This is a genomic window from Streptomyces sp. NPDC030838, from assembly GCF_055572035.1.
This window is the reverse complement of sequence record NZ_JBVIED010000020.1, coordinates 100,852-112,896: the sequence shown is the minus strand read 5'-3', so window position 1 is coordinate 112,896 and position 12,045 is coordinate 100,852. Positions and strand designations below refer to the sequence as shown.

General features: G+C 71.6%; 12 protein-coding genes. All 12 read left to right on the top strand.

Going from position 1 to position 12,045, the window contains the following annotated elements; translation table 11 throughout:
- Nucleotides 1–24 precede the first annotated feature (24 nt).
- Complete coding sequence (locus ACZ42A_RS36740; protein ID WP_468531699.1) at nt 25–783, top strand: hypothetical protein; 759 nt, start codon at nt 25–27, stop codon at nt 781–783.
- Between the two features lie 145 nt (nt 784–928).
- Nucleotides 929–1,969, top strand: coding sequence for a ParB/RepB/Spo0J family partition protein (locus ACZ42A_RS36735; protein ID WP_468531698.1), 1,041 nt, complete (start codon nt 929–931; stop codon nt 1,967–1,969).
- A 219-nt stretch (nt 1,970–2,188) separates the two neighbouring features.
- Nucleotides 2,189–2,677: a PhzA/PhzB family protein gene (locus ACZ42A_RS36730; RefSeq protein ID WP_468531697.1), complete on the top strand. Its 489-nt coding sequence runs from the start codon at nt 2,189–2,191 to the stop codon at nt 2,675–2,677.
- An 18-nt stretch (nt 2,678–2,695) separates the two neighbouring features.
- Nucleotides 2,696–3,532: a PhzF family phenazine biosynthesis isomerase gene (locus tag ACZ42A_RS36725; RefSeq protein WP_468531696.1), complete on the top strand. Its 837-nt coding sequence runs from the start codon at nt 2,696–2,698 to the stop codon at nt 3,530–3,532.
- 43 nt (nt 3,533–3,575) lie between these two features.
- Nucleotides 3,576–4,214, top strand: a complete 639-nt coding sequence (gene phzG / locus ACZ42A_RS36720) for a phenazine biosynthesis FMN-dependent oxidase PhzG (protein WP_468531695.1) — start codon at nt 3,576–3,578, stop codon at nt 4,212–4,214.
- A 157-nt stretch (nt 4,215–4,371) separates the two neighbouring features.
- Entirely contained in the window at nt 4,372–5,175 is an 804-nt protein-coding gene (locus tag ACZ42A_RS36715; protein WP_468531694.1) for a nuclear transport factor 2 family protein, read from the top strand.
- A 29-nt stretch (nt 5,176–5,204) separates the two neighbouring features.
- A complete protein-coding gene (locus ACZ42A_RS36710; protein ID WP_468531693.1) occupies nt 5,205–6,008 on the top strand; it encodes a class I SAM-dependent methyltransferase in 804 nt (267 codons plus the stop codon).
- A gap of 41 nt (nt 6,009–6,049) precedes the next feature.
- Nucleotides 6,050–7,300: an MFS transporter gene (locus ACZ42A_RS36705; RefSeq protein WP_468531692.1), complete on the top strand. Its 1,251-nt coding sequence runs from the start codon at nt 6,050–6,052 to the stop codon at nt 7,298–7,300.
- A gap of 159 nt (nt 7,301–7,459) precedes the next feature.
- On the top strand, nt 7,460–8,692 hold the full coding sequence (locus ACZ42A_RS36700; RefSeq protein WP_468531691.1) for an IS701 family transposase: 1,233 nt from the start codon (nt 7,460–7,462) through the stop codon (nt 8,690–8,692).
- 114 nt (nt 8,693–8,806) lie between these two features.
- A complete protein-coding gene (gene metK / locus ACZ42A_RS36695) occupies nt 8,807–10,030 on the top strand; it encodes a methionine adenosyltransferase (protein ID WP_468531690.1) in 1,224 nt (407 codons plus the stop codon).
- 17 nt (nt 10,031–10,047) lie between these two features.
- Complete coding sequence (gene metF / locus ACZ42A_RS36690) at nt 10,048–11,088, top strand: methylenetetrahydrofolate reductase [NAD(P)H] (RefSeq protein WP_468531689.1); 1,041 nt, start codon at nt 10,048–10,050, stop codon at nt 11,086–11,088.
- Nucleotides 11,088–12,038, top strand: coding sequence for a carbohydrate kinase family protein (locus ACZ42A_RS36685; RefSeq protein WP_468531748.1), 951 nt, complete (start codon nt 11,088–11,090; stop codon nt 12,036–12,038). The genes metF and ACZ42A_RS36685 overlap by 1 nt, the downstream gene beginning before the upstream one ends.
- The last annotated feature ends 7 nt before the right edge of the window (nt 12,039–12,045 follow it).

The following is a 12,045-nucleotide window of genomic DNA, read 5'->3' as shown; positions in this document are numbered from 1 at the left end:
CCGCCCTTCCACACAGGAGAGCCCATGACCCGCAGTGGTGACCTGATCCTCCGGCTCCTGGCCGAGGCCTCCTCCGGTCCCTCGCCCGACGGCGGCATCACCGGCCTGTGCCGCCACGCCGAACAGGAGGGCCAGTACTGGTTCTTCGGCGGCCGGGGCGGCGAGACGGCCCTGCTGTACGACGCGGTGGACGACACCGTCGTCCTGCCGGCCGCGTCGCTCGCCTGGCACTGGCCGCTGCTGATGGGCACGCCGATCGCCCGGGGCGCCGGCGCCTGCTACACGACGTACCACGCCCCGCACGGCTACCACTGGTTCTTCGCGGGCGATCAGGTCCTGCAGTACGACAGCGTCGAGGGGGCCGTGCTGCAAGGCCCGTGCCCGGTGGGTGATCTGTTCCGGTTCTCCGGCGAGGCGGCCGGGTTCGCGCAGGGCGTCGACGCGGTCTGCCCGCCCGGACCCAGGGACGGCCTCTTCTGGTTCTTCCGCGGTGACAGGGCGCTGCAGTACGACACCCGCGAGGGTCGGGTCACCGAGCCGGTCCGGCCGATCGTGGCCTACTGGCCGGGACTGGCCGGGACGGTCTTCGCGAACGGAATCGACACCTGCCACACCACCCACCACGCGCCGGACGGCCGCCACTGGCTCTTCTCCGGTGGCCTGGCCGCCCGCTACGACAGCGCGCGGCATACCGTGGAACACGGTCCCGCCGGGTTCGCCGAGCTGTTCCCGGCCCTGCGCGAGGACCTGGCCACGTCGCGTACCGACCTTGCGATTTCCTGAGGACACCGCAGGTCACAGGCCTACTTGACGTACTCCGGCGCACTTGACGGAGTAGCACCTTCCCCTTTGAGCCATTCCGGCGCGCACCACATGATCGGCCACTAGCGCAGGGTGCCGAGATTCTTCAGCCGAGGGGGAAGCGCTCGTGACAGTCGCCACCGGTCCGGCCACGCGAATATCCGATGTCGTCGCCACACCTCCCGAGACGGTTGCGATCGCGCTGCTGAAACCGGCCGACTCGCCGCGCTCCCAGCGGCAGGACGACGGCCATGTCCGCGAACTCGCCGAGTCCCCGCACGACTTCGAGCCGATCCTGGTGCACCGGCCCACGATGCGGGTCGTCGACGGCATGCACCGGCTGGCGGCCACCCTGCTGCGCGGCCGCCGGGAGATCCAGGTCCGCTGGTTCGACGGCAGCGAGGCCGACGCCTATGTGCTGTCCGTGCAGTTGAACGTCCGGCACGGCCTGCCGCTGTCCCGCGCCGAGCGCCGGCTCGCCGCGGTCCGCATCCTCACCTCCCACCCGCACTGGTCCGACCGGGCGATCGCGGAGCGCACCGGGCTCAGCGACAAGACGGTGGGCCGGCTGCGCCGCTGTGCGAGTGCGGAAATTCCGCAGTTGGACCGCCGGATCGGCCGGGACGGCAGCGCGCGGCCGGTCAGCAGCGCCGAGGGGCGGCGCCGCGTCGCCGCCCTGCTGGCCGCCGATCCCGAGGCGTCCCTGCGGGAGCTGGCCCGCAAGTCCGGACTGTCCCTGGGGACGGTCCGGGACGTACGGAACCGGCTGAACCGCGGGCAGGATCCGGTGCCCGAGCGTCAGCGGGAGGCCGTCCGCGAGCAGGAGCGCGGCGTCGCCCGCGGGCGGGAGCGCGAGGCCGTCCGGCCGCCCGCGGCCGACGTCCCGCGGATCCCCCGGCGGCCCTCCCCGCCCGATCCCCAGCGGGCACCGGGGAGCCCGGACCTGCGGAAGCTGGCCAAGGACCCCGCGCTGAAGGCCTCGGAACCCGGCCGTCTGCTGCTGCGGGCCCTGTTCAGCACGGAGTTCACACCCGCCCAGTGGGAGCGGATCACGGCGACGCTCCCCGAGTACTGGGCCCCGCTCGTCCGCTCCCTGGCGGCCCGCCGCGCCGCGGAGTGGAACGCCCTGGCCGACGCGCTCGCCGGACATTCGAAGAGCGCGGCATGAGCGGCCGCGTCGGCTGAGTAAACCGAAGAAAGCCCGCCCACTGTGTGGGTGGGCTTTTCGTCGTGCCCGCGGAAACAGCGGCACCGAATTGTGCGGTACGAGTTTCCTTTTCCGGCCACAGAGCGCCCGCTAGGCTCGACACAGTCCGAGTCGAAGACTTCTTCGAACACTCTTCTCGGGATTTCCGTTCGCCATCTCGAACCGAAGGGGAACACCGTCATGTCCGAATTCACGCTGCCCGAGGGCTTCGCCGACGAGGCGGAGTTGCGCCGTCACAACCGGGCGATCGTCGAGCAGTACATGAACACCAGGGGTGAGGACCGGCTCCGCCGTCACCTGCTGTTCACCGAGGACGGCAGCGGCGGGCTGTGGACCAACGACACGGGCAAGCCGATCATGACGCACGGCCGGGACCGGCTCGGTGAGCACGCGGTGTGGTCGCTGAAGTGCTTCCCCGACTGGGAGTGGAAGAACGTCCGCATCTTCGAGACCCAGGACCCGAACTTCTTCTGGGTGGAGTGCGACGGCGAGGGCAAAATCCTGTTCCCCGGATATCCCGAGGGCTACTACAAGAACCACTTCCTCCATTCCTTCGAATTCGAGAACGGGCAGATCAAGCGACAGCGCGAGTTCATGAACCCGAACGAGCAGCTGCGCGCCCTCGGAATCCCGGTGCCCGCCGTCCGCCGCGAAGGCATACCCACCTGACCACCGCTGGAGGTAACCATGCACAGATATGTCGTCGTGGACGCCTTCGCCACCGAGCCCCTTCAGGGCAATCCCGTGGCGGTCTTCTTCGACGCCGACGACATCCCCGGCGAGCGGATGCAGCGCATCGCCCGGGAGATGAACCTCTCGGAGACCACGTTCGTCCTCGCCCCGCGGAACGGCGGGGACGCCCGGATCCGTATCTTCACCCCGGTCAACGAGCTGCCCTTCGCCGGCCATCCGCTGCTCGGCACCGCCATCGCGCTGGGCGACGAGACCGGGCGGAGCGAACTGCGGCTGGAGACGGCGATGGGGACCATCCCCTTCGACGTGGACCACGCGGACGACCGGGCCGTGGCCGCGCGGATGCGCCAGCCGGTGCCCACCTGGGAGCCGTTCGAGAAGGCCGACGAACTCCTCGACGCGCTGGGCGTGAAGAGCTCCACGCTGCCCGTGGAGATCTACCGCAACGGCCCCCGGCACGTCTTCGTCGGCCTGGAGAGCCTCGAGGCGCTGTCCGCCCTCCACCCGGACCACCGCGCGCTGTCCCGGTTCCCGGACATGGCGGCCAACTGCTTCGCGGGCTCGGGCACCCAGTGGCGCAGCCGTATGTTCTCGCCCGCGTACGGCGTCGTCGAGGACGCGGCGACCGGGTCCGCCGCCGGCCCGCTCGCCATCCATCTGGCCCGGCACGGGCTGGCCGAGTACGGGCGGCGCATCGAGATCCTCCAGGGCGTCGAGATCTGCCGCCCCTCCCTGATGGTCGCGTGCGCCGAGGGCACGTGCGACCGGATCACCTCGGTCGACGTCGGCGGCAGCGGCGCGGTCTTCGCCCACGGCACCGCACGGATCTGACGTCCGACACAGCAACTCCGACACCGAAACGGAGCCACTACCCATGAGCACAGGCAGGTCGGAAACCCTCACGGGCACCGTCGACATCGCCTTCCCCGAGTTCCTCGCCCCGCCCGCCGACCCGGTGCCGCTGGTCCGCGCATGGTTCGACGAGGCCGTCCGGCTCGGCGTGCGCGAACCCCGCGCGCTGGCGCTGGCCACCGCGGACGAGCGCGGGCGCCCCTCGACCCGTACGGTCGCCCTCAACCGGATCACCGACGAGGGGTTCGTCTTCGCCACCCACGCGGACAGCCAGAAGGGCCGTGAGATGACGGCCAACCCCTTCGCGTCGGGTGTCCTGTACTGGCGTGAGACCAGCCAGCAGATCATCGTCAGCGGCGCCGTGGAACGGCTGTCCGAGGCGGTCGCCGACGAACTGTGGTTCTCCCGCCCGCCGTTCACCCACCCCATGTCGGTGGCGTCCCGGCAGAGCGAGGACCTGCTCGACCTGGACGCGCTGCGCGCCGAGGTGGACCGGCTCGCCGCGGACGGCGGCCCGCTGCCCCGGCCCGAGCGGTACGCCGGATTCCTGCTGCGCTTCGACACCGTGGAGTTCTGGGCCAACGGCACCGACCGACTGCACGAGCGCCTGCGCTACGACCGCGCCGGCAACGGCTGGATCTCCCGCCGTCTGCAGCCCTGAGCCCGACCTGACATAGTTCCCCGCCGCCCGTGGCGGGCCCTTCGCCGCGCGCGCAGACTCGATCCCCGTGACGCCCTCCACAAGCGTCCACAGGGAAATGGAGAAGCCCGGCGCTCGGGATACGCGAAGTGTTTTCTCCGGAAACCAAGGAGACGCAGTGGCTGACGACGCCGAAAAGGTGGCTGCCGCCTATTTCCAGGCGTGGCGTACGCGGGATTTCACCGCCCTGCGTGCGCTGCTGGCCGACAAGGAGTTCTCGTACACGGGTCCGCTCGCGCGGCTCGACGACGCCGACGCGTGCCGGGAGTCCCTGGCCCGGATGGCGTCCGTCACCACCGGCCTCGTGATCCAGAGGACCTTCACGGCCGGTGACGACGTCACGACCTGGTTCGACCTGCACACCACCATCGCCGCACCCACCCCCGTGGCGAACTGGATGCGGGTGCGGGACGGGCGGATCACCGAGATCCGGGCCGTGTACGACCCGCGGGCGCTGCTGGCGTCCGCGGACCTGCCGCCGGAGGCCCGGGGTGACAAGGACTCGGCAGGCGCCGGAGAAACAGCCCGGGAAATCGTCGACCAGAAGAGAGGGAATGACACGATGACCACCGCTCGCGAACGTGCCCAGACCCCTGAGGACCTGGCCCGCATCTGGGTCGAACTGGCGAATGCCGGAGACGCCGAAGGGCTCGCGGAACTCTATGAGCCCGACGCGGTCATGGCCTTTCCGATCGGCAACACGATCGTCGGCCGCGAGGCGATACGCCGGGCGTTCGAGGAAATGCTGAAGAAGCAGTCCCACTACGCGATGGAGGAGTCGCTGCCGACGCTGCGCCACGGCGACCTGGCCCTCACGTCGACGATCGCGGCCGACCACAGCATCGGCCGCTACCAGGTGGCCCGCCGGCAGCCCGACGGCACCTGGCTGCGCATCCTCCACTCCTCCGGCTACCTCGCCTGACGGCCCGCGACCAGAAGGGCATCACCGCGATGAACGACACCACCGCGACCGCCGAGGCCTACACCACGGGCCTGCTGAGCAAGGACCTGCCCACCGAGGGGACCCGGCTGCGCCTGCTGGAGGAGAGCTACGACCCGGCCACCGTCAAGGTCCTCCAGCAGCTGGACATCGCGCCGACCTGGCGCTGCCTGGAACTCGGCGCGGGCGCCGGCTCCATCGCCTACTGGCTCGCCGACCGCGTGCCGCGGGGCGGCGTGGTCGCCGCCGACATCGACCCCCGCTTCCTCGACGCCGACCGCGCCCCGCACCTGACCGTGCGGCGCATGGACGTCAACGAGGAGGACTTCGCACCCGGCTCGTTCGACCTGGTGCACGCCCGCGCGGTGTTCATGCATCTGCCCCAGCGAGAGGAAGTGCTGCGGCGGGCCGTGCGGTGGCTCGCCCCCGGCGGCTGGCTCGTCCTGGAGGACGTCTACTTCCTGCCGGCCGAGGACTCCCCGTACCCGGAGTGGCAGCGGGTGCAGCGGGCCTGGCTGGACGCCCTCGCCGCGCAGGGCATCGACCTGGCGTGGGCGCGCCGGCTGCCGGCCAAGCTGGCCGCGGCGGGGCTCACCTCCGTGGGCGTGTCGGTCACGCCGGGCGGGCTCGGCATCGACGCCGTCCAGGACGAGTTGCTGCGTATCCGGCTGGTGCAGAGCGGCCGGAGTCTCGTCGAGGCCGGTCTCGCCACCGAGGAGCAGGTCGAGCGGGCGCGCGCACTGGTGGAGAGCGGCCCCGCCCCCGACGTATCGACCTTCATCTATTCGAGTTGGGGCCGGCGGCCGGCCGACTGAGCCGGCGGGCCCCGCGACCCATGTGATCGGAAAGGAAAGCCGTGACACAGGCACAGAGCACACGGAACGGTCGTGCCCCGTCCAGCGGGGTCATCGCGTGGCTGGCGTTCGCGACCATGTTCGTCATCGGAACCGACACGTTCCTCGTGGCCCCCATGCTGCCCACGCTGGCCGCGGAGTTCGACGTGTCGACCAGCGTCTCCGGGTGGATGGTGAGCGCCTACGCCCTCGGGTTCGCGCTGTTCGCTCTGGTGGCCGGGCCGCTGTCGGACGGCCGGGACCGGCGGGGCGTGCTGCTGCTCGGGTTCGCCGGGTTCGCGGTGGCGACGGCGCTGTGTGCCGCGGCGCAGGGCCTGTGGACGATGATCCTGTTCCGGTTCCTGGCGGGCATGTTCGCCGCGCTCGTCACCCCGCAGATCTGGGCGTCCATCCCCGTCCTGGTGGCCCCGGACTCGATCGTGAAGACCATGGGCATCGCGGGTGCGGGCATGTCCATCTCGCAGGTCGTCGGCGTGCCGGTGGGCGGCTGGCTGGCGGCGATCTCCTGGCACGTGCCGTTCCTGGTGGTGGCGGGGCTGTCCGGCATCGCCTGGCTGCTGCTGTTCCGGGTCTTCCCGTCCGTGCCGTCCTCCCGGACGGCGGGCGAGAACACCGGAATCCTCGGGACGTACGCCCAGTTGTTCCGGTCGGCGACCTTCACCTGGTACCTCGTGGCCTATCTCGTCTACCAGACCGGCGTGTTCGAGACGATCTCCTTCATCGGCTCCTGGCTGGACCGGGACTTTGGCCTGGGCGTCAGCGCGGTCGGCGCCTCGATGATGGCCCTCGGCGTGGGCATGGCCATCACCTCCATCTTCGGCAGCCACCTCATCCGCCGGATCGGCGAACACCGCACGCTGGCACTGGTGTTCACCGTCCTGGTCGTCGTCTACGCCGCGGTGCCGTTCGCGCCCAACCTGGGGCTGGCGCTCACCGGCCTCGCCGTCGGGTCCGCCATGCTCGGGCTCGCCTACCCGATCTTCATGAACATGCTGCTGTCGCAGACGACGGCCTCGCGCGGCACGGTGTCGTCCCTGTCGACCACCGCGCTGTACGCGGGGACGACGATCGGCGGCCTGGTCGGCGGTGTGCTGCTGAGCGAGTTCGACGGCTTCAAGGGGGTGGCCGGCTTCACCGTCCTGGCCCTCCTCGTCGCCGCGCTGATCTTCGCGGCGGCCGGTGCCTTCCGGGCTCCGAAGCCGGTGGCGCCGTCCCAGGGCACCTCGGCCGAGGCCGAGACGACGGCGGTGTGAGCCTGCCGCCGCGTCGCCGACCGGGTCCATGACCGTGCGTGCTCCCCTCCATTCCGTGCGCGAGTGGAGGGGAGCACGCACGGCCATGCGTCCCGGCACCGACACCTCAACGACTCACCACATCTCGCACATCACTCGGCCATGACCAAAGGGGGAGGCATGTCCGGCCATGACGAGTTGCTCAGTGAACTGGGCACCCAGCTCTTCGCCTCGCTGCCGCGCAGCGACCAGCGCAGGATGGCGCTGACCTACGTACGGGGCCTGCTGACCGCGCGCGGGCGCAGGTCCTTCCGGAACATGGCGGTCTGCCTCGGCGGCCCGCGGCTCGAACAGAGCCTGCACCATTTCGTCAGTTGCTCCACCTGGGACTGGGCGCCCGTGGCCCGCGCGGTGGCCGACCTCATGACACCGGTGGCCCCGCCCAGCGGCTGGGTGCTGCGGAGCCTGGTCACACCGCGGGAGGGAAACAGCACCGTCGGGGTGCACAGACGCTTCCTCCCGGGGAGCGGGCAGGTGGTCAACGCCCAGTACGCGGTCGGCCTGTGGGCCGGCTCGCCCGCGGGCTGCTATCCGCTCGCCTGGCGGCTGCTGCTGCCCCCCGAGTGGCTGGAGGACGACGTACGACGGACCCGGGCGTCGATCCCCGACGGTCGCGTGTCCGAGACCCCGGTGGAGTGCGCCACCGCGGCCTACCTGGGCCTGCCGGCCGACCTGCGGGGCACACTGCCGGTGGTGATGGACGTGTGCGGTCCGGACATGGACACCACCGCGGCGGTCCACCGGCTGCGCGCGGTCGGGGCGCCCTTCCTGGTGCGGGCGTACCGCACCCTGCATCTCACGGTGTCCGACCCCGCCCTGTGCGGGCTGGGCCCGGGTCCGGTCTCCACGCACAAGATCCTGGCGGCGGCGGAGAGCCTGCACGGGCCGCCGACGGATCCGGGGCCGCACGGCGAGGACCCGCCGCGCACCCTGGCCGCGGCGGTACGGGTCCGCTCTCCCCACCACCCCGTGGCCCAGCCGCCGGACGGCGGCCACGACCCGTACGACCTGCTGCTGCTCCGTACCCGGACGGGTGACGGGCAGCAGCCCGACGAGGTGTGGCTCACCGACATGGTCGACGCCGACCCGGCGGCCCTGGTGCGGCTGACCGCCCTCGCGCGGCAGGTCGACGGCGCCTTCGGAGGCGTCACCGAACGCATCGGCATACGGGACTTCACCGGTCGCTCCTACGGCGGCTGGAACCGCCACACCACCCTGGCGTCGGCGGCGCACGCCATCGCGCTGCTCTCCGGCGAACGGGCGGACCTACCGTTCGTCCCCGCATCCATGGCAGAGTCTGAACCGTCACCCGCACGCCGCAGGCCCAACTCCCTTACTGCACCTAGCAGTTGAGGCCGCGAGCCACCGCCGGGTCACCGACTCGATCCCCTCAGATCCCCTCTGAGCGCCACGTCCGCACCGCACCGGCACCGCGCCTTCCCTTCACCCCAGCCGACAAGGAGTGCCATGTCGCGTCGTCTGTTCACCTCGGAGTCCGTGACCGAGGGTCACCCCGACAAGATCGCCGACCGGATCAGCGACACCATCCTCGACGCGCTGCTGCGCGAGGACCCGACCTCCCGGGTCGCCGTCGAGACGCTGATCACCACCGGTCAGGTCCATGTGGCCGGCGAGGTCACGACCAAGGCCTACGCCCCGATCCCCCAGCTCGTCCGCGACACGATCCTGGACATCGGCTACGACTCGTCGAAGAAGGGCTTCGACGGCGCCTCCTGCGGCGTGTCGGTGTCGATCGGCGCGCAGTCACCGGATATCGCTCAGGGGGTGGATACGGCGTACGAGTCCCGGGTCGAAGGTGCCGCTGCAAGTGGAGAGATCGATGAGCTGGACCGGCAGGGCGCCGGTGACCAGGGCCTGATGTTCGGCTACGCGACGGACGAGACGCCGACGCTGATGCCGCTGCCGGTCTTCCTCGCCCACCGCCTGTCCCAGCGCCTCACGGACGTGCGCAAGAACGGGACCATCCCCTATCTGCGCCCGGACGGTAAGACCCAGGTCACCATCGAGTACGACGGCGACAAGGCGGTCCGCCTGGACACGGTCGTCGTCTCCTCCCAGCACGCGTCCGACATCGACCTCGACTCGCTGCTGACCCCGGACATCCGCGAGTACGTCGTCGAACCGGAGCTGAAGGCCCTGCTCGACGAGGGCATCAAGCTGGACACCGAGGGCTACCGGCTGCTGGTCAACCCGACCGGCCGCTTCGAGATCGGCGGCCCGATGGGCGACGCCGGCCTGACCGGCCGCAAGATCATCGTCGACACGTACGGCGGCATGGCCCGGCACGGCGGTGGTGCCTTCTCCGGCAAGGACCCGTCCAAGGTGGACCGCTCGGCGGCGTACGCGATGCGCTGGGTGGCGAAGAACGTCGTGGCCGCGGGCCTGGCCTCCCGCTGCGAGGTCCAGGTCGCCTACGCCATCGGCAAGGCCGAGCCGGTCGGCCTCTTCGTCGAGACCTTCGGCACCGCCCTGTACCCCGAGGAGGCGATCCAGAAGGCCGTCACCGAGGTCTTCGACCTGCGCCCCGCCGCGATCATCCGCGATCTCGACCTGCTCCGCCCGATCTACGCCCGGACCGCGGCCTACGGCCACTTCGGCCGCGAGCTGCCCGACTTCACCTGGGAGCGCACGGACCGCGTGGAGGCGCTGCGGCGCCATGTGAACGGATGACGGGGACCGGTCCGGCCATGACCCCGCACGCCTCCCCGCAGTCGCCGGTCTCCGCGCGGCGGCCGTCCTTCTCCTTCGAGTTCTTCCCGCCGAAGACCGAGGCCGGCGACCGGGCCCTGTGGCATCTGATCCGCCGAGTGGAGTCCCTGTCGCCCGCCTTCGTCTCCGTGACGTACGGCGCCGGGGGCTCCTCCCGGGACCGCACCGTCGAACTGACACGGCGGATCGCCGCCGAGACCACCCTGCGCCCGGTCGCCCACCTGACCGCCGTAGGACACTCGGTGGCCGAACTGCGGCAGATCATCGGCACGTACGCGGACGCGGGCGTACGTGACGTCCTCGTGCTGCGCGGGGACCCGCCCGGCGGTCCGAACGCTCCCTGGCGCCCGCACCCTTCGGGCCTCCGGCACGCCCACGAACTGGTCACCCTGGTCAGGCGGTCCGGCGCGTTCAGCGTCGGGGTGGCCGCCTTCCCCGAGCGGCACCCGCGCTCCCCCGACTGGGACACCGATATCCGCCACTTCGTCGCCAAGTGCCGGGCGGGCGCCGACTACGCCATCACCCAGATGTTCTTCGAGGCGGAGCACTACCTGCGGCTGCGCGACCGGGTGCGGGCCGCCGGCTGCGACATCCCGATCGTCCCCGAGATCATGCCGGCCACGGACGCCGCACAGATCCGCCGCTTCGCCGAACTCAGCGGGGCGTCCTTCCCCGAGGACCTGGCCCGCCGGCTCGAAGCCGCCCGGGGCCGTCCCGCCGAAGGCCACCGCATCGGAGTGGAGCACGCCACCGCCCTGGCCGAGCGGCTGCTGGCCGAGGGCGCCCCGGGGCTCCACTACATCACGCTGAACCGCCCGGCGGCCGCGCTCGCCGTGCACGCCAACGTCACAGCAACCCTCCCCACAGGAATCCGGAACGCACCGGGAACCCCAGCCGTCCAGGAGTACCCATGCCCTCCCAGTCCCAGCCGCCCGCCGGTACCACGCCCCCGCACCCGGGCCCGGACCGCGGCGGCGCACGGCTCGCCGTCACCGGTTCCATCGCCACCGACCATCTGATGAGGTTCCCGGGGCGGTTCGCCGACCAGCTGATCGCCGACCGGCTCGACCACGTGTCCCTGTCCTTCCTCGTCGACGACCTCGAGGTCCGGCGCGGCGGTGTGGCCGCGAACATCGCCTTCGGCCTCGGCTGCCTGGGCACGGCGCCCCTGCTGGTCGGGGCGGTCGGGGACGACTTCGGCGAGTACGAGGTGTGGCTCAAGGACCACGGGGTCGACACCGAGCACGTCCGGGTGTCCGCCACGCGGCAGACCGCGCGGTTCATGTGCACGACGGACGCGGACCAGAACCAGATCGCCTCCTTCTACGCGGGAGCGATGGCCGAGGCCGCCGCCATCGACCTCGGCCCCCTGCTGGCCCGCCCGGGCGGCGTCGACCTGGTCCTCGTCTCCCCGAACGACCCGGCGGCGATGGTCCGGCACACCGAGCAGTGCCGCGAGACGGGAACGCCGTTCGCGGCCGACCCCTCCCAGCAGCTCGCCCGGCTCTCGGGCGACGAGGTGCGCCGGCTCGTCACCGGGGCACGCTGGCTGTTCACCAACGAGTACGAGGCCGCGCTGCTGCTGGAGCGCACCGGCTGGTCCCGGGACGAGGTGCTGCGCCGCGTCGGCACCTGGCTCACCACGCGCGGCGCGGCCGGGGTACGGGTCGAGTCGGCCCAGGGCGGAACCCTCGATTTCCCGGCCGTCCCGGCGACGGCGACCGCCGAACCGACCGGCGTCGGCGACGCGTTCCGGGCCGGCTTCCTCGCCGCCGTCAGCTGGTCCCTGACCCCGCGGGAGGCGGTCCCGCTGGGCTGCGCCCTGGCGACCGCGGCCCTGGAGTCGGTCGGCCCCCAGCAGTACGACCTGCGCCCGGCCGACCTCCTGTCCCGCATCGCGGCCACCTACGGCGACGACACGGCCGACCGGTTGGCGCCGTACCTGCGACCGCTACGGTGGGGGGTTTGAATCCTCC

Excerpts from the sequence above, each read along its gene's own strand:
- ACZ42A_RS36730 (WP_468531697.1), top strand. The coding sequence starts at position 2,189 with ATGTCCGAATTCACGCTGCCCGAGGGCTTCGCCGACGAGGCGGAGTTG.
- metK (WP_468531690.1), top strand. The coding sequence starts at position 8,807 with ATGTCGCGTCGTCTGTTCACCTCGGAGTCCGTGACCGAGGGTCACCCC.
- ACZ42A_RS36725 (WP_468531696.1), top strand. The coding sequence starts at position 2,696 with ATGCACAGATATGTCGTCGTGGACGCCTTCGCCACCGAGCCCCTTCAG.
- ACZ42A_RS36700 (WP_468531691.1), top strand. The coding sequence starts at position 7,460 with ATGTCCGGCCATGACGAGTTGCTCAGTGAACTGGGCACCCAGCTCTTC.
- metF (WP_468531689.1), top strand. The coding sequence starts at position 10,048 with ATGACCCCGCACGCCTCCCCGCAGTCGCCGGTCTCCGCGCGGCGGCCG.
- ACZ42A_RS36710 (WP_468531693.1), top strand. The coding sequence starts at position 5,205 with ATGAACGACACCACCGCGACCGCCGAGGCCTACACCACGGGCCTGCTG.
- ACZ42A_RS36740 (WP_468531699.1), top strand. The coding sequence starts at position 25 with ATGACCCGCAGTGGTGACCTGATCCTCCGGCTCCTGGCCGAGGCCTCC.
- ACZ42A_RS36685 (WP_468531748.1), top strand. The coding sequence starts at position 11,088 with ATGAGGTTCCCGGGGCGGTTCGCCGACCAGCTGATCGCCGACCGGCTC.
- phzG (WP_468531695.1), top strand. The coding sequence starts at position 3,576 with ATGAGCACAGGCAGGTCGGAAACCCTCACGGGCACCGTCGACATCGCC.